General features: G+C 28.3%; 16 protein-coding genes and 1 tRNA gene. 14 read left to right on the top strand and 3 right to left on the bottom strand.

From position 1 onward, the window contains the following. The first annotated feature begins 17 nt into the window (after positions 1-17). From ABXT61_RS03640 to ABXT61_RS03615, 6 genes are read left to right on the top strand one after another with little or no spacing between them, the layout of a single operon-like run. Positions 18-1634, top strand: a complete 1617-nt coding sequence (locus tag ABXT61_RS03640; RefSeq protein WP_415315898.1) for a CTP synthase — start codon at positions 18-20, stop codon at positions 1632-1634. Then, positions 1631-2455, top strand: a complete 825-nt coding sequence (gene kdsA / locus ABXT61_RS03635; protein WP_415314297.1) for a 3-deoxy-8-phosphooctulonate synthase — start codon at positions 1631-1633, stop codon at positions 2453-2455. The genes ABXT61_RS03640 and kdsA overlap by 4 nt, the downstream gene beginning before the upstream one ends. Next, positions 2456-3712 carry a phosphopyruvate hydratase gene (gene eno, locus ABXT61_RS03630; protein WP_415315897.1) on the top strand — a complete coding sequence of 419 codons (1257 nt, stop codon included), beginning with the start codon at positions 2456-2458 and terminating at the stop codon, positions 3710-3712. Then, positions 3712-4014, top strand: a complete 303-nt coding sequence (locus ABXT61_RS03625; protein ID WP_415287017.1) for an FtsB family cell division protein — start codon at positions 3712-3714, stop codon at positions 4012-4014. The genes eno and ABXT61_RS03625 overlap by 1 nt, the downstream gene beginning before the upstream one ends. Continuing rightward, positions 4004-4930, top strand: coding sequence for a lipoyl synthase (lipA, locus tag ABXT61_RS03620; protein WP_415315896.1), 927 nt, complete (start codon positions 4004-4006; stop codon positions 4928-4930). Before ABXT61_RS03625 ends, lipA begins: the two co-directional genes overlap by 11 nt. Continuing rightward, positions 4930-5367 carry a type II toxin-antitoxin system RatA family toxin gene (locus tag ABXT61_RS03615; RefSeq protein ID WP_415315895.1) on the top strand — a complete coding sequence of 146 codons (438 nt, stop codon included), beginning with the start codon at positions 4930-4932 and terminating at the stop codon, positions 5365-5367. The genes lipA and ABXT61_RS03615 overlap by 1 nt, the downstream gene beginning before the upstream one ends. 19 nt (positions 5368-5386) lie before the next feature. On the opposite strand, the gene ABXT61_RS03610 is transcribed toward ABXT61_RS03615, so the two are convergent. From ABXT61_RS03610 to ispD, 3 genes are read right to left on the bottom strand one after another with little or no spacing between them, the layout of a single operon-like run. Then, the gene (locus ABXT61_RS03610) at positions 5387-5878 is read right to left on the bottom strand and encodes a CinA family protein (RefSeq protein ID WP_415315894.1); all 492 of its coding nucleotides are present in this window, start codon (positions 5876-5878) and stop codon (positions 5387-5389) included. Continuing rightward, positions 5845-6348, bottom strand: coding sequence for a phosphatidylglycerophosphatase A (locus ABXT61_RS03605; RefSeq protein ID WP_415315893.1), 504 nt, complete (start codon positions 6346-6348; stop codon positions 5845-5847). The genes ABXT61_RS03610 and ABXT61_RS03605 overlap by 34 nt, the downstream gene beginning before the upstream one ends. Then, complete coding sequence (ispD, locus tag ABXT61_RS03600; protein WP_415315892.1) at positions 6341-7456, bottom strand: 2-C-methyl-D-erythritol 4-phosphate cytidylyltransferase; 1116 nt, start codon at positions 7454-7456, stop codon at positions 6341-6343. The genes ABXT61_RS03605 and ispD overlap by 8 nt, the downstream gene beginning before the upstream one ends. A gap of 33 nt (positions 7457-7489) precedes the next feature. On the opposite strand from ispD, the gene ABXT61_RS03595 reads away from it, so the two are divergent. The 8 genes from ABXT61_RS03595 to ABXT61_RS03560 all read left to right on the top strand — a co-directional run bounded on the left by ABXT61_RS03595 (position 7490) and on the right by ABXT61_RS03560 (position 17243). After that, positions 7490-9271: an ATP-binding protein gene (locus ABXT61_RS03595; RefSeq protein ID WP_415315891.1), complete on the top strand. Its 1782-nt coding sequence runs from the start codon at positions 7490-7492 to the stop codon at positions 9269-9271. Next, positions 9271-10626, top strand: a complete 1356-nt coding sequence (locus tag ABXT61_RS03590) for a sigma-54-dependent transcriptional regulator (RefSeq protein WP_415315890.1) — start codon at positions 9271-9273, stop codon at positions 10624-10626. Before ABXT61_RS03595 ends, ABXT61_RS03590 begins: the two co-directional genes overlap by 1 nt. After that, complete coding sequence (trkA, locus tag ABXT61_RS03585; RefSeq protein ID WP_415315889.1) at positions 10627-12018, top strand: Trk system potassium transporter TrkA; 1392 nt, start codon at positions 10627-10629, stop codon at positions 12016-12018. A gap of 4 nt (positions 12019-12022) precedes the next feature. Continuing rightward, positions 12023-13432, top strand: a complete 1410-nt coding sequence (locus ABXT61_RS03580) for a TrkH family potassium uptake protein (RefSeq protein WP_415315888.1) — start codon at positions 12023-12025, stop codon at positions 13430-13432. A gap of 31 nt (positions 13433-13463) precedes the next feature. After that, positions 13464-13540, top strand: a tRNA-Arg gene (locus ABXT61_RS03575). Between the two features lie 171 nt (positions 13541-13711). After that, positions 13712-14752, top strand: a complete 1041-nt coding sequence (locus tag ABXT61_RS03570; RefSeq protein ID WP_415315887.1) for an amino acid ABC transporter substrate-binding protein — start codon at positions 13712-13714, stop codon at positions 14750-14752. Positions 14753-14817: 65 nt separating this feature from the next. Beyond that, on the top strand, positions 14818-15963 hold the full coding sequence (locus ABXT61_RS03565) for an amino acid ABC transporter permease (RefSeq protein ID WP_415315886.1): 1146 nt from the start codon (positions 14818-14820) through the stop codon (positions 15961-15963). Next, complete coding sequence (locus ABXT61_RS03560; RefSeq protein ID WP_415315885.1) at positions 15963-17243, top strand: amino acid ABC transporter permease; 1281 nt, start codon at positions 15963-15965, stop codon at positions 17241-17243. Before ABXT61_RS03565 ends, ABXT61_RS03560 begins: the two co-directional genes overlap by 1 nt. Positions 17244-17245 lie beyond the last annotated feature (2 nt).

Here is a 17245-nt window from a genome sequence, read left to right as displayed (position 1 = left end):
CGCTATAAGATAATACCATGGCGCGATATATTTTTGTAACCGGCGGTGTGGTTTCTTCATTAGGAAAAGGTCTTTCTTCGGCTTCCCTTGCATACTTATTACAATCTCGAGGTTTTAACGTACGTTTAAGAAAATTAGATCCTTATTTAAATGTTGACCCAGGAACGATGAGTCCGTTTCAGCATGGTGAAGTTTTTGTAACAGATGATGGTGCAGAAACAGATTTAGATTTAGGTCATTATGAAAGATTTTCTGGAATATCTGCAAAAAAATCTGACAATATTACAACTGGAAAAATTTATAGCGATGTTTTAAAAAAAGAACGTAAAGGAGGATACCTTGGAAAAACAGTTCAAGTTATCCCACATATAACTGACCGTATTAAAGATTTTATAAAAAGTGACACATCAAAAGAAGACTTTGTAATTTGTGAAATTGGTGGAATAGTGGGTGACATAGAAAGCCTCCCATTCGTTGAAGCTATTAGACAATTTTCTAATGATGTAGGAAAAAAAAATGCTTTATTTATTCACTTAACTCTAGTCCCGTACCTTAAAGCTTCAGATGAAATAAAAACAAAACCCACTCAACACTCAGTAAAAGAATTAAGAAGTCTTGGCATACAACCAGATATTATTATTTGCAGATCTGAAAGGGCCATACCTTTGGAGCATAGAAAAAAAATATCCTTGTTCTGTAATGTTGGAATTGAAAATGTAATTCAAACTGTTGATGTTAAAACTATTTACGAAGCGCCAATTAGCTTCAATAGAGAAAATTTAGATAAACAGGTACTTGAATATTTTAAAATAAAATCAAAAAAAAAAGTTAATTTAAATCCTTGGAAAAAAATCACTAAAATTGTTCTGCACACAAAAAAATCAATCAATATTGCAATCATTGGAAAATATGTTGAGCTTAAAGATGCTTATAAATCATTAGACGAAGCCTTAACTCACGGTGGTATTGATAATAATTTAAAAATTAATTTAGTGAGAATAGATTCTGAAAACTTGAAAATTTATGAAATTAAAAAAAAATTAAAAGGAGTTTCTGGAATTCTGATACCAGGTGGATTTGGCAAAAGAGGAACAGAGGGTAAAATAGAAGCAATTAAATATGCTAGAGAGAAAAAAATTCCTTTTTTTGGAATTTGTTTTGGAATGCAAATGGCCATTATTGAATTTGCAAGGAATAAGTTAAATATAAAGAAAGCTACATCAAGTGAGTTTAAATCTGGAGGAACACCAATTATTGGATTAATCTCTGAATGGAATAAGGATGGTAAATTAATTAAAGGAACAGATAAAGATCTTGGTGGTACCATGAGACTTGGTCTTTATGAGGCCAGATTAAAAGAAAATTCACTGATTAGAAAAATCTATAAATCTAAATCAATTCAAGAGAGACACAGACATAGATACGAGGTTAATATTAGCTATAAAGATCAATTTGAAAATAATGGCCTTATCTTTTCAGGATTATCTCCAGATAAAAAATTACCAGAGATTATTGAGCTAAACAACCACCCATGGTTTATAGCTGTCCAATTTCACCCAGAATTTAAATCTAGACCTTTAGCACCACATCCTTTATTCTCATCATTTATCAAGGCTGCTAAAAATCATAAATGAAAAATATAAAAGTTAATTGTGGAAATATAGAAATTTCAAACAATAATAAAATTTTTATTATTGCTGGCCCATGCCAACTTGAGACCGAACAACATGCCATGGATATGGCAGGTAAGATTAAAGAAATTACTTCTAAGTTTAATATGGGTTTTGTTTACAAAACATCTTTTGATAAAGCTAATAGAACAAGTTTAAAAGGCCAAAGAGGTATGGGTCTTGAACAATCTTTACCTATTTTTGATAAGATTAAAAAAGAATTAAATGTTCCAATATTAACTGACATACATAATGCTGAACAATGTGCAGTGGTAGCTCCTCATGTTGATGTATTACAAATTCCTGCATTTTTATGTAGGCAAACAGATTTATTAATTGCTGCTGCCAAAACTGGGAAAATTATAAATGTTAAAAAAGGTCAATTCCTTGCACCATGGGATATGGTTAATGTTACAAAAAAAATTGCTGACTCAGGTAATAATAATATTTTAGTTACAGAAAGAGGGGCCAGCTTTGGTTACAATACCCTTGTCTCTGATATGAGGTCTTTACCTATTATGGCAAAAAATGGTTATCCTGTTATTTTTGATGCTACACATTCAGTCCAACAACCTGGAGGTTTAGGCGAGACCAGTGGTGGTCAAAGAGAGTTTGTTGAATATTTAGCAAGAGCTGCGGTCGCAGTTGGTGTTGCGGGTGTTTTTATTGAAACACATCAAGACCCAGATAATGCTCCATCAGATGGACCTAATATGGTTCCACTAGATAAATTAGAAAAATTACTATCTCAATTATTTGAAATAGATAATCTAATTAAAAAATAAATGAGTAAGATTTTAAAGATAAAAGCTCGTCAAGTCTTTGATAGCCGCGGAAACCCAACAATTGAAGCAGAAGTTTATTCAAAAAATTTAAGTGCCTCAGCTATTTGTCCCTCAGGTGCTTCAACTGGAACTTACGAAGCATTTGAAAAAAGAGACAACAATAATAAAAAATATTTAGGTAAAAGTGTTTTAGGTGCAGTCAATTTAGTTAATACAAAAATTTCAAAAAGATTAAGAGGTGCAAATATTCACGACCAAACACGTATTGATACAATCTTAATCAATCTTGATGGCACCCGCCAAAAAACAAGTTTAGGTGCTAATGCTATTTTAGCAGTTTCTATGGCTGCTAAGAAACTTTCTGCTAAAATTAAGAGAGTTCCTTTATATAAAACTTTTTTAGTAAAAAATAATTACAGATTACCTTACCCATTAATGAATATTATTAATGGTGGAGCGCATGCTAATAATGGATTAAGAATTCAAGAGTTTATGATTAGACCTGATAAAGCTAAAAACTTTTCAGAGGCAATGAGAATATGTTTTGTTATAATTAATAATTTAAGAAAGCTGATTATAAAAAAGGGTTTATCAACCTCTGTAGGAGATGAGGGGGGCTTTGCTCCAATGATTAGTAGCAATGAAAAAGCTTTAGATTTAGTCGTTGCTGCAATTAATAAGTCTGGTTTTAAAAATGGCAAAGATGTTTCGATTTGCTTAGATGTTGCAGCAAATGAATTAATTAAAAAAGATAAATACTCTATTCATTCAAAAAAATTTGTTTCGGTAGATCAATCTATTAGAGAATATAAAAAAATAATAAATAAATACAAAATCAAATCTATCGAAGATCCATTTGGAGAAAATGATTGGGTGGCATGGAGTAAATTAATGAAAAACACTCAAAATGTACAAATAGTAGGAGATGATTTGTATGTAACTAATTTAGAAAGACTTAAAAAGGGTTTCTTAAACAACTCGTCAAATTCCATATTAATTAAACTTAATCAAATTGGTACGGTATCTGAAACACTTGAAGTTATTAAGTTTGCACAAATTATCGGGTATAAAACAATAATTTCTCACAGATCTGGAGACAGTGAAGATACTTTTATAGCAGACCTTGCTGTAGGTACAAATTCAAATCAAATCAAAACTGGTTCTCTAGCTAGATCTGAACGTGTTGCAAAATATAATCAATTATTACGTATAGAAGAAGAGCTTGGAAAAAAAGCATCAATGAGTAAAATTCATTAATGCTGGGAAAATTAAAAAAAAATTATTTTTTATTAATCTCTACTTTTTTAATACTTTATTTTTTCTTTAACCTTCTAGATGGTGAAAGAGGTCTTTTTTCTTATTTCAAAAAAAAAGAAATTTTATTTAATCTAAAAATTGAAGAAGCTAATTTATCTAACAAAATCAAAGAGCTTGAATTTAAAAATTCTCTATTAAGTACTAAATTAGACCTAGATTATGTCGAAACCTTAATCAGAGAAAAATTTATGTTTGGCAAAGAAGGGGAGACCCTCTATATAATTAAAAAGAATGACAATTAAACCAAGACACCCAGAAAAAGTTAACAAACCTGTAAATCCAATTAAGAAAAAACCTGATTGGATAAGGTCTAAATTAACTAACAGTAAAGAATTCTTCTTAACCAAAACTATTGTTAATCAAAATAATTTAGTAACAGTTTGTCAGGAAGCTAATTGTCCAAATATTACAGAATGTTGGAGTAAGCGTCATGCAACATTTATGATTATGGGTGATACCTGTACTAGAGCATGTGCTTTCTGTGATGTAAAAACTGGCAAACCTGGAAAACTAGACTCATTTGAACCTGTTAAGATTGCTGAAGCTGTAAAAAAATTAGATTTAAAACATGTTGTAATTACTTCTGTTGATAGAGATGATCTCGAAGATGGAGGATCAAATCATTTTTATGAAGTAATTAATCAAACAAGAAAAAAAAATCCTAATACATCAATTGAAGTCTTAACACCTGATTTTCTTAGAAAAGGAGATGCTTATAAAAAGGTACTAGAAGCTAATCCAGATGTTTTTAATCATAACATTGAGACAGTGCCTAGACTTTATTTAAAAGTAAGACCAGGCTCTAGATATTTTTCATCATTAGAGCTTTTAAGGAATGCAAAGTTAGTTAATAAAAATGTTTTCACTAAATCAGGTTTAATGGTTGGATTAGGTGAAAATAAAGAAGAGATTATTCAAGTCATGGACGATCTAAAAGCTGCAGAGGTAGATTTTTTAACCATTGGTCAATATTTACAACCCTCTGTAAGGCATCACCCTTTAGATCGTTATTACAATCCAGATGAGTTTAAAGAGTTAGAAACTATTGCAAAATCTAAAGGATTTTTATTAGTTTCATCGACACCTTTAACTAGATCTTCATACCATGCAGATGAAGATTTTGCTAAACTTCAACAAAATAGAATTAACAATCATTAATGCCTAAGGCATCAGTTAAAAGAAACATAAATAAAAAAAAAGATAAACTTATTGAGTTTGTTTTAGATATAGAGAAATATCCAGAATTTATCCCTTTTTGCTTAGACTTTAAAGTTTATGATAGAAAAGAAGGAAATAATCAAATCTTAATCATAGCAGATTTAACAATTGGAAAGGGTCCCTTTAGCGACACTTATAAAAGCGATGTTAGATTTAATAAAAAAGATGATACGATTAATGTTACTAATTTAGATGGCCCACTAAAGCACTTGCAAAATAATTGGAAATTTGTAGAAAATAACAACATGACTGAGGTCTATTTTGACGTTGATTTTGAAATTAAAAATAAGTTTTTGAATTTGTTAATGGAAAAATCATTTGAATTTGGTTTAAATAAAATTGCTGATGCTTTCCAAAAAAGAGCTGAAACAGTATAAAAAAATTGTAAAAGATTGCTCAAATTAAAGAACTAACAATATCCAAAGCTCTTTTAACTGATGCTTTTTGAATTGAGTTTCTTGTTTTTTGTTTAAAAATATTTTTAGTTATTACAATTTTATTAGATCTTTTTATCCCAATATAGACTAGTCCGACTGGTTTTTTTTTAGTTCCACCATTAGGACCGGCAATGCCAGTGACAGATACATTTATTTGAGCTTTAGATATCTTCGCTAAATTCTTAACCATAGCCTCACAACATTCAGCGCTAACAGCTCCGTATTTTTTGATAACATTTTTATTTACTTTTAAAATATCGATTTTTGCTTGGTTAGAATAGGTAATAAGACCTATGTTGAATATTTTAGATGCACCATTAATAGAAGTAATAGATGCAGCTAACATCCCCCCTGTGCAAGACTCGGCAAAAGATATTTTAAGTTTTTTTTTGATTAATTTTTTTACAATATTTTTCATTATAAAATATAGCTCTTTAAAATCATAAAACACACAAGGGTTAGAACCACATAAAAACCAGCACAGATATCATCCATAATTACACCAAAACTATTCTTAAAGTTTTTATCAAAAAAGCTAACGGGAAATGGTTTCATAATATCAAAATATCTAAAAAGAATAAAAAATAGAGCATAATAAACGATAGCTTCACCCGCATCTTTTGTTGTTCCATGTGATATCTCATAAAGATATATAGGAATTGATTGACCTATAAATTCATCAATTATGATTTCACCAGGATCCTTATTTTCACTATTTTCTATATGACTTGAAACGGCATAAAATGAGTAAATAAATATTATTATTAACCCAACTAAAATCATATTTGGTGAAATATTTAAAGTGTGGAATAGATAATAAAGAATAATTATAGTTGCTAAAGACCCAAAAGTTCCAGGCATATATTTAATTTTACCAAGACCAAACATCGTCACAAATAATGAGTTGAAAGATTTAATCATTTTTAATAACTGAGGCTATTACCTCACAAGCTATTGCTTTTTCCTTACCGATCACACCTAACTTTTCAGTTGTTTTACCTTTTATATTAATTTGTGTAGGAGAAATATTACAGATTTTTGCGATGCAATTCGTTATTTGTTTTTTGTATTTTTGAATTTTAGGTTTTTGAGTAATAATATTAATATCGAGGTTATTTATTAGATAACCTTTTTTTATAGTTTGCTTAATTATTTTACTTAATAGAATGGTAGATCTAATATTTTTAAATTTCTTATTCTTATCAGAGAATTTTTCACCAATATCACCCATAGAGCAAGCCCCAAGAATTGCATCAGTTACAGCATGTAAAACAGGATCTCCATCTGAATGACCCAATGTACCAATAGATGAGGGTATTTTAATTCCACCTATGTAAAGGTTCTTATTAGGAACCAGCCTATGAACATCAAAACCTAGTCCAAATTTTATTAAATTATTAAACTTAATATCTGAGTTTATTGTAATTTTATTATTAGTGATTTCACCTTTTATGATTTTTATTTTTTTGCCAGCTCTTACAAACAAATTTGCATCATCAGTAATTTCTGTACTTTTGTTATCCTGAAGTGCGTAAAGTTTTTTATAGTTAAAAGCTTGAGGTGTTTGAATTAAGTAAATATTTTCTCTCTTTAAATTTTTAACAATTTTTGAAAATTTTTGCTTAACTGAATTTGCAGTTTGAATCGCAGGAATTACACAATCATTTGTTTTTAATCTATCCATTAATTTCTTTAAAAGTTTTAGAGAAAAATTTGGTCTTGCAGCATCATGAATTATTACATTTTTAAAATTATTTTCTTTAATGCTTTTTAAGGCATTATAGGCAGACTCTGCTCTTGTTTTACCACCTGTGATAATTTCGATGTTTTTGATATTAAGTTTTTTTATATAATTTTTATGTTTTTGATTTATTACAAGAATAATTTTATTAAACTTATTAAATACTTTAGCCTTATCAATTGAGTGCAATAATAAAGGCTTACCTTTATAATTTGTGTAGGGTTTTGGAATATTTGAATTAAATCTTTTACTTTCGCCTCCAGCAAGTATTATAAAGCAATTATTCATGATAAAAATATATAACACATTATTTTGTCCACTATGATTGATTTTATTAAAAAAAATATATTTATCATTGTGATATTTTTAATCACATTATTCATAGGTTTTGTAACCTTTTTAACGTTTATTGATAAAAGTTTTTTAAAATTATCTGACAATAATCTCCAGATTTTATTAATTGGAAATATTGGATTGTTAATACTTCTTTTCTTTATGATATTTTCAGAAGTAAGAAATTCCTTAAAGATAGATGTTGATGTAAGTGGCTCTAAAGCCAATAGAAAATATATAACATTTTTTGCATTATTTACTTTAATACCTTCAATTTTAATTTCTTTATTTTCATTATTTCTTCTTTCTTTTGCTCTTGATAAATATTTAGATAAGAAAATAACAACAGCAGTTAACAACTCTTATGAAATTGCAAAAAGTTATACAGAAGAAGTTAGGACTAAAACTCAATCAGAGATAATTTTAATAGCATTTGATTTAAACAAAAGTATCAATTTTTTAAACACAAATATCAATCAATTTAAAAGTTTTCTAAATACTCAAAAATTAATTAGAGGTATGGACGAAGTACACATTATTGAAGGTAATGGAAGCTTATATTTATCAACTTTAGAAGATAACACTTTGTATACTCCACCTTTAAGTGATGCTTTAGAAATGGTTCAAAATGATAAAAGACCACTTAAAATTATTAATGCTTTTAAAAATCAAACAGCATCTATTATAAAACTTGAAAATTTAGATGGAAAGTATTTGTATATAGTCAAATATTTAGATAAAAAAATTTCTCAATATTTACTTGAGTTTCAAGAAGCACTTAATTTTTACTATACAGTTTTAAACAAACAAACTGGAATAAAGATATCATTTGTATTTATTTATCTTGTCATAGTCTCATTGTTGTTATTTGTATCCATATCAATTGCTATAAGATTTTCATCACGATTTTTTAGATCTATCAATAATTTGATTATAGCTTCCTCCAATATTGGAAAAGGTAATCTTGATATTAAAGTACCAGAAATTAAAACCGATAAAGACATGGAAGTGTTAAATCAAAATTTTAATTTAATGATAGATAAACTAAAATCACAACAAGAAAAACTTATAATTAAAGAAAGACACGAAGCTTGGGAAAATTTAGCAAGAAAATTAGCTCATGAAATTAAAAACCCACTTACACCAATTCAATTAACAATAGATAGATTAAAGAGCAAATACTCAGAAAAAATTGAAGATAATGAAAAAGATGATTTCTCTAAGAGTTTATTGATTATTGGAAAACAAATTAAACAAATTGAAAATTTAGTTAATGAATTTTCTGATTTTGCCAGAATGCCAAAACCTATTCTTAAAGATAACAACCTAGTTTCCTTGATAAAAGATAACATTAAATTATCAAATGAACTGGATAATAAAATTATAATTGATTTTAAGACAGATAAACCTGATATGCTCATGAATTCTGATAGTGAACAATTAAGCAGGGTTTTCTTCAATTTAATTAAAAACTCTATCGAGAGTATACTGGATAAAAAAAAAAATGACGCTAATTTTATAGGAAAAATTGATATTTCTATAAATGAAAATGTGGAAAAAATTAACTTTATAATTATTGATAACGGATTAGGATTTGGGAAATTTGCTGATAATATTAAAAATATTCTAAATCCTTATGTTACAACAAAGAAAAAAGGTAGCGGTTTAGGCTTATCTATTGTTAATAAAATAATAAATGATCATAATGGAAAAATTAATTTTGTTTCTCTTGTAAATGGTGCAAAAATAGAAATTATATTTGCAAAATGATGAGTACAGAAATATTAATTATTGATGATAATGCAGATATTAGAAATATAATTAATGATCTAATTATTGAAGCTGGTTACAAAACAAGATTGGCTGCAAACTACAATCAAGCTTTAAACGAGATTGATAAAAAACTTCCAGATGTTGCAATTATAGATGTTAAGTTGGACAAAGGTGACAATGATGGTCTAGAACTTTTATCACATATTAAAACTAAGGATAAAAATATTCCAGTTATAATAATTACGGGGCATGCAAACGTTGAAATGGCAATTAAAGCCTTAAAAGCTGGTGCTTTCGAATTTATTGAAAAACCTTTTAATCAGGAGAGATTATTAAATTTTGTCAATAGAGCTGTTGAAAATTTGAATCTTAAAAATAAGAATAAAGAATTTGAAAGTAAACTTTTTTATTCTTATGAACTAATTGGCGTTAGTGATAATATTAAAAAAATAAAAGATCAAATAAATAAAATATCAGTTTCTGAAAGTAGAATTTTTATCAATGGACCTACTGGGTCTGGTAAAGAATTGATAGCAAGAAAAATACATAAAGAGTCCAAAAGACAGAAAGGTCCTTTTGTTATTCTAAATGGCGCATTACTTGATAATAAAAAATATGAATTAGAATTGTTTGGTGAAGAAAAAGATAATGGTTCTATAACTTATGGTGCTTTAGAGAAATCATCAAAGGGTATACTTTTAATAGATGAAATTTCTGAAATCCCACTTGATACCCAATCTAAAATTTTAAGAGTTTTAATAGATCAAAAATTTAAGAGAATTAATGGTAATCATGATATTAATGTTGATGTAAGAATTATATGCTCATCTAGCAAAGATATAAAAAAAGAAATACAAAATGGCAATTTTAGAGAAGATTTATATCATCGACTAAATGTATTTGAAATTAATATTGATTCTTTAAAAGATAGAGTTTCTGACATACCTTTTTTAGTTGAATATTTTTCTGAAAAAATCTCAACAAATTATAATTTAAAAAAACTAAGTATTGATACAAATAATAACTATCTACTCAATTATGATTGGCCAGGGAATGTTAGAGAATTAAGAAATTTAATAGAGAGAATAGCAATACTTTCGCCTGATAGTACTGATAAAATTTCAAATATTATTAAAGAATCTCTAAAAACGCCTGATATTATGAATATACCATCAGAAAACTCTTTATCTATACCACTAAAAGAGGCTAGAGAAAATTTTGAAAAAGAGTATTTAACTAAACAATTAAATAAATTTAATGGCAATATATCAAAAACTGCTAATTTTATTGGAATGGAAAGGTCTGCCTTACATAGAAAGCTTAAAGGTTTAGGGATCAAGGAATTAAACTAAATGAATATTATAATTTGTGGAGCTGGCAGAGTAGGTTTTACTATCGCAAAAATTTTAAGTGAGCAAGGGCACTCCATAACTGTAATTGATCAATCAAGTGAAGATATACAAAAGATTGATGACACATTAGATGTTAAGTCTATTGTGGGTAAAGCTACCTATCCATCAATTTTAGAGAAAGCAAACGCTACTGACGCAGATATGATTATTGCAGTAACACGTAATGATGAAATTAACATGTTGATATGTCAAATAGCATTCTCGATATTTAATGTTCCAAAAAAAATAGCAAGGATCAGGTCACAAGATTATTTAAATCCCAAATTTACAAAAGTTTATAATAAAGAAAATTTACCAATAGATGTTATTATCTCACCTGAGATTGAGATAGCAAAGTCACTTCAAAGAAAACTAGAAGCTCCTGGTTCACTAGACAATGTTCCTTTTGCTAATAATAAAATTAGATTGCTTGAGATTTTGATAGATGGAAATTGTCCAATAAAAGATATCAAACTTAATGAACTTACCAAAAAATTTCCAAAACTAAATTCAAATATAATGGGTGTAATTAGAGATGAAAAATTTGCTTTATTAAAAAAAACTGACGTAATGCTTAAAGATGACAAAGCTTATGTTATAATTAATGCCTCACAAATGAACGAAACTTTAGCAGCTTTTGGTCATACGGAAAAAATTTCTAATAAGATCCTAATTATTGGAGGAGGAAATATAGGTTTTAACTTAGCAAAAAATTTAGAAGAAAGCTTTGATTCTATAAGAGTTAAAATAATAGAAAAGGACAAAGAAAGAGCAGAACTTATTGCAAGCCAATTAAATAACACAATTGTTATAAATGGTGATGCGCTCGATGAAGAGGTTTTACTAGAGGCAAACTTAGAAGAGGTTCAAACTGTTTTGGCTTTAACAAACGATGACGAAGATAATTTAATGGTAAGTGTATTAGTCGAAAAATTTGCTAAAGATAATGATGAATTAAGTGAAAAAAGAACTATGGCTTTAATTAATAAGCCTAATTATTCTCTTTTACAAACTTCTTTAAAAATTGATGATTTTATTGATCCTAGAATGAATACTGTATCAAGTATCTTAAAGCATATTCACAAAGGAACAATTGAAAATGCTTACAGTATTTTGAATGGTGGATATGAGATTATTGAAGCTGAAATTATCGAAACTTCTGAACTGGTAAATAAAGAATTAAAAAATTCAAACTTGCCAGATGAGATAAGAATTGGTGCAGTTTTGAGAGGTGATGAAGTAATTATCCCTAGATTAAATTTTGTATTTAAAAAACAAGATATTGTTGTTCTTTTGGCTAAAAAAGATTTCTTACATGTTGTAGAAAACATGTTTCGTATAAGCTCTATTTAATTTAATGAAATATTTTAAACTCATTTACTTGAGTGTTTTTTTTGGGATAGTTTCAATTTTAGCTTTTTTCAATATCACTTACTCTTACTATCTAAATCTTTATCTAAATTTAAATACATACATATACACGTTTATAGTCTCTGTTTTTTTAGCTATACTATTTTATTACACAAAAAGTAATGATGAAAAGAAAATAACAATATATGAAAAAATATTAACAATTTTTCTTGGTTATTTTTTATTACCATTGGTAATTTCAATACCTTATTACTTTAGTATTTATAACTTAACTTTTATTAATGCTTTCTTCGAGTCAATCTCTGGCTTCACTTCAACTGGCTTTACTATTTTTGACAATATCAACCACATTGATCAAAGCTTAATATTATGGAGATCTTCATCTCAGTGGATAGGAGGTCTTTATTTTTTATTTTCGATAATACTATTAATGGATATTTTTGATCATAGTTTTAAAAAATCTTTAACTAATTTTTTATCTTTTAATAAATCTGAAACTTTCAAACAAGCATTAAAAATATTCCTATTTTATTCATTGATTACATTTTTAATTTTTATAATTTTAAGTCTCTTTGATATTAGATTGTTTAATTCTCTAAATCTAGCTATGACCATAATTTCATCAGGAGGTTTTTTACCATCAAATAATTTGTCTAATATTTTGATTAATAATTCCCAAGTTGTAATTACTTCAATTTTATTACTATCTTCTTTTTTTAGTATTTTTTTGATTTACAATTTAATATTTACAAAAAATCATAATCTTAATTTCTTTAATGAAGATATTCATTTATTATTTTATTTCTTATTTTTATTGATTATTTTTTTTGTATTTTTAAATTTTGAAAATAATTTTAGTGAATTATTTTTATCTTTAACAAGCAGTATATCTAATGTTGGATTTTCTCTGAATAATTCACCCAACAATTTATCTTTTGTTTTTTTAGTATTGGTTATTATTGGTGGTTCTTTTTTTTCTACAAGTTCTGGTATTAGATTTTTAAAAATTTATTCTTTATTTAAATATTCAATCAACGAAATTCTTTCTTACAGTAGACCTAAAAATATTTACATAAACAAACATTTGTTTTCAAAAGATTCCTTTAAACTAGGTGAAATTTATAAATATTTTTTATCTGTAATAGTTTTTATAATTTCTTTATTAATCTTAACTTTTTTATTAACACTAAGTGGAATAGATTTTGAAAGCTCTTTTAAGCTCTCAATTTTAACAATAATGAATACTGTAAATTCTTCAATGTTTGGTTTAAGTGATTTTAGCTTTTATGACCTGCATTTTATGACTAAATATTATCTAATTTTCTTTATGATTGTTGGCAGACTTGAGCTTCTAACTTTATTGATTATTTGTAAAAAATTCCTTTTTAAAAATTAAATTCATACTATAAATACATTTGTATTAATTGGCGCTCTTAGCTCAGCTGGATAGAGCATCGGTTTTCTAAACCGAGGGTCGGTGGTTCGAGTCCACCAGAGCGCACCATTACTAGATATAATAGCCATCTTTTAATGAGACACTACATGTAGATAGAATAATTCTTATAAAGATCAATTTTACTTTGATCATCTTTGTAAAATGATAAACAATTAACCTAATTCAAATCATTTTGAATTATTTGTTAACAAATAAATAAATAAAACAGAGGAATAAAATATGTTTAAATACGTAAAACAATTAACTTCTCTAGTTGCTATGGTTGCAGTTCTGTTTGCTTTTACAACAGAAACAATGGCCGCTAAGAAGTCAAAAACTCTTAAGAACACTCAAAAAAAAGGTTTCGTAAGATGTGGTGTATCTCAAGGTCTACCGGGATTTTCTAATGCTGACGCAGCTGGAAATTGGACTGGTGTTGACGTTGATGTATGTAGAGCGGTTGCTGCTGCAGTATTAGGTGATGCGAATAAAGTTAAGTTCACTCCACTAAGTGCTAAAGAAAGATTTACAGCCCTAACTTCTGGTGAGATTGATATCTTATCAAGAAACACAACTTGGACACTTTCTAGAGATGCTGACATTGGCTTAACATTCGTTGGAGTTAACTTCTACGATGGTCAAGGTTTCATGGTAAGAAAAGACTCAGGAATTACTTCTACGAGCCAATTCAAAAATGGAATTTCAGCATGTACTAACATCGGAACTACAACTGAACTAAACATGAGAGACTTCTTTAATTCAAAAGGAATTTCTTATGAGCCAGTTGCTTTCGAAAAAGCTGATGAAGTTGTAGCAGCTTATGACTCAGGCAGATGTGATACTTACACAACTGATAAATCTGGTCTAGCGGCACAAAGAACAAAAATGACTAACCCTGATGATCACATAGTGTTACCAGAGACTATTTCTAAAGAGCCTCTAGGACCTGTAGTACGTCAAGGTGATGCAGTTTGGGAAGACATCGTAAGATGGTCACTAAACGTAATGATCGAAGCTGAAGAGTACGGTATTAATTCTGCAAACGCTGACATGATGAAAACTTCTGATAACCCACAAATTAAAAGACTTGTTGGTGCTGAAGGTGAATTAGGTGCAGCATTTGGTTTAGATAACGATTGGAGCTTAAGAATTATCAAACAAGTTGGTAATTACGGAGAAAGCTACAAGAGAAATATCGCTGATACTGGTATTTTACCTGACAGAGGTCCAAACCAAATTTGGACTAAAGGTGGATTACTATACGTACCACCAGCAAGATAATTATTATCTAACAAAAAATAAAAAGGGCTAGATTTATCTAGCCCTTTTTTTATAGTATTTACCAAATGAAATTAAAAAAATTCTTACCTCAGTTATTAACACTACTATTTATAATTTTAATATTTGGTTTCTTTACCATGAATGCTCAAGAAAACATGGATACAAGAGGTATTGAATTTGGTTTTGGTTTTTTAACTCAAGAAGCTTCATTTGATATACAGTTTTCTTTAATTGATTATGATGGCTCAGACTCGTATGCTAGAGCATATCTTGTTGGATTATTAAATACTCTGTTAGTTGCTTTTATTGGAATTATTCTAGCTACATTGTTAGGTCTTATCGTGGGTGTTGCAAGACTATCACCAAATTATTTGATTAGAAAAACTGCTTCTTTTTACATAGAATTTTTTAGAAATGTTCCATTGTTATTACAGATTTTCTTTTGGTATTTTGCTGCACTTAGAGCACTACCAATGCCTCAGGATGCTACGATGATATTAGGATCATCTTTTATGACTATAAAAGGTTTTTTTACACCAGCTCCAATTTGGACAAATTTTGATGTTTTTTTTACAACCTTAATCATTGCAATGATGTTAGTTTTCTTTTTTGTAAAATTTGCAAAAAAAAAACAAGAACAAGAAGGTAAACAGTTACCGGTATTAATTATCTCATTAGCTATTTTTATAGGTCTGCCACTTTTAACATTTTTAGTAGGCGGTGTTGATTTATCCTTTAGTTTTCCAGAGCTAAGAAAAATGTCTCAATCTTCTTACACATTTGATGGAGGTATGGGCATACCACCAGAACTAATTGCATTAACTTTAGCTTTAACACTCTATACGGCGACATTTATTGCAGAAAATGTAAGAGCAGGTATTCAGGGTATTGGTAAAGGGCAAAAAGAGGCTGCCGCATCAATCGGCTTAACACCAAGTCAAGTTTTGAAATTAGTAATTATGCCTCAAGCTTTAAGAATAATTATACCGCCAACTACTAATCAATACTTAAATTTAACTAAAAACTCTTCTTTAGCTGCAGCTATTGCATACCCAGATTTAGTTTTAGTTTTTGCTGGAACTGCAATGATGCAAACAGGAAAAGCAATTGAAATTGTTGGTATTACGATGGCTACATATTTAACTATTAGTATTGCTATTTCATTATTAATGAACTGGTACAATCAAAAAATAGCGATAAAGGAAAAATAATGAGTTCAAATAATTTTGATTTGTTAAAATCTAAAGATTTAAAAAAAAGAAATATTTCTTTGACTATAGGGACATTATTTTTTTTCTTGGGTATTTTTGATTTTTGTTTAAATAATTTCTTAGGCACAAATATTACTTCTTTCTTACCAAGGTTTATTAACTTCTTTACTCCATTAATCTTTGGAGTAATCGGACTTCATTTAATTAGAATTGAATTTTCAGGTATTAAAATTTTAGATAACCTTAATAAAAATATTAATCCAAGTAATTTCAATGCTGCTTTAAGCTTGTGTATTATTTTTCTCATAATATTCGCACTTCCTCCATTATTAAATTGGTTCATTTTTGATGCTAATATTTCTGGTGATACCAAAGAAGCATGTACTGGTGGTGGCGCTTGTTGGGTTTATATTAAAGTTTGGTTTAACAGATTTATGTATGGAATGTATCCTAATGCAGAACAATGGAGAATTAACGTAACTTTCATTGCTGTATTAGGCTTTATGGCAGCTGGATTTTTTACACCTGCTAAATTTAGAAATTATCTTTCTCTTTACTACACACTTATATTGCCAATTATTTCTTTTATCCTAATATATTATTTAATTTCAGGAGGTTCTTTTGGACTTGAATGGGTTGAAACAGGTGCTTGGGGTGGTTTATCTTTAACTTTCATTGTTGCATTTTTTTCTTTAATTTTTTGTTTTCCAATAGGTATGATGTTAGCTCTTGGTAGAAGATCTGATTTACCTATTGTTAAATACTCATCTCTTTCGTTCATAGAATTTTGGAGAGGAGTTCCTTTAATTACAGTTCTATTTATGTCAGCAGTAATGTTTCCAATGTTTCTACCTGATGGAACGTATGTTGATAAATTAATTAGAGTAGTTGTTGCAATCACTTTATTTGAAGCAGCTTATACAGCTGAAGTTATAAGGGGAGGGCTACAAGCACTGCCTAGAGGGCAATACGATGCTGCTAAATCACTTGGTATGGGTTACTGGAAACTTCATATCTTTGTTATTCTTCCTCAGGCATTAAAATTAGTAATTCCAGGAATTGCAAATACATTCTTAGCACTTGTAAAAGATACACCATTAATTTTTGTAGTAGGCCTTTTAGAAGTAGTTGGTATGTTAAATTTAGCAAAAACAAATCCAAAATGGCTAGGATTTTCAATGGAAGGATATGTATTTGCTGGAATAATATTCTGGATTATTTGTTATAGTATGAGTAAATATAGCCAGAAATTAGAATTAAAATATAAAACAGATAGATAAAT

The sequence above is a fragment of the Candidatus Pelagibacter sp. Uisw_137 genome, assembly GCF_047720245.1.
GTDB lineage: Bacteria > Pseudomonadota > Alphaproteobacteria > Pelagibacterales > Pelagibacteraceae > Pelagibacter.
Note: the sequence above shows the minus strand (reverse complement) of the source record. Positions and strands in the feature narration are given on the sequence as shown.

What these genes read in the sequence shown, in the direction of transcription:
- ABXT61_RS03580 (WP_415315888.1), top strand. Translation starts at nt 12,023, where the DNA reads ATGAAATATTTTAAACTCATTTACTTGAGTGTTTTTTTTGGGATAGTT.
- ABXT61_RS03625 (WP_415287017.1), top strand. Translation starts at nt 3,712, where the DNA reads ATGCTGGGAAAATTAAAAAAAAATTATTTTTTATTAATCTCTACTTTT.
- lipA (WP_415315896.1), top strand. Translation starts at nt 4,004, where the DNA reads ATGACAATTAAACCAAGACACCCAGAAAAAGTTAACAAACCTGTAAAT.
- ABXT61_RS03565 (WP_415315886.1), top strand. Translation starts at nt 14,818, where the DNA reads ATGAAATTAAAAAAATTCTTACCTCAGTTATTAACACTACTATTTATA.
- ispD (WP_415315892.1), bottom strand. Translation starts at nt 7,456, where the DNA reads ATGAATAATTGCTTTATAATACTTGCTGGAGGCGAAAGTAAAAGATTT.
- ABXT61_RS03570 (WP_415315887.1), top strand. Translation starts at nt 13,712, where the DNA reads ATGTTTAAATACGTAAAACAATTAACTTCTCTAGTTGCTATGGTTGCA.
- ABXT61_RS03640 (WP_415315898.1), top strand. Translation starts at nt 18, where the DNA reads ATGGCGCGATATATTTTTGTAACCGGCGGTGTGGTTTCTTCATTAGGA.
- kdsA (WP_415314297.1), top strand. Translation starts at nt 1,631, where the DNA reads ATGAAAAATATAAAAGTTAATTGTGGAAATATAGAAATTTCAAACAAT.
- ABXT61_RS03605 (WP_415315893.1), bottom strand. Translation starts at nt 6,348, where the DNA reads ATGATTAAATCTTTCAACTCATTATTTGTGACGATGTTTGGTCTTGGT.
- ABXT61_RS03595 (WP_415315891.1), top strand. Translation starts at nt 7,490, where the DNA reads ATGATTGATTTTATTAAAAAAAATATATTTATCATTGTGATATTTTTA.
- trkA (WP_415315889.1), top strand. Translation starts at nt 10,627, where the DNA reads ATGAATATTATAATTTGTGGAGCTGGCAGAGTAGGTTTTACTATCGCA.
- eno (WP_415315897.1), top strand. Translation starts at nt 2,456, where the DNA reads ATGAGTAAGATTTTAAAGATAAAAGCTCGTCAAGTCTTTGATAGCCGC.
- ABXT61_RS03560 (WP_415315885.1), top strand. Translation starts at nt 15,963, where the DNA reads ATGAGTTCAAATAATTTTGATTTGTTAAAATCTAAAGATTTAAAAAAA.
- ABXT61_RS03590 (WP_415315890.1), top strand. Translation starts at nt 9,271, where the DNA reads ATGAGTACAGAAATATTAATTATTGATGATAATGCAGATATTAGAAAT.
- ABXT61_RS03615 (WP_415315895.1), top strand. Translation starts at nt 4,930, where the DNA reads ATGCCTAAGGCATCAGTTAAAAGAAACATAAATAAAAAAAAAGATAAA.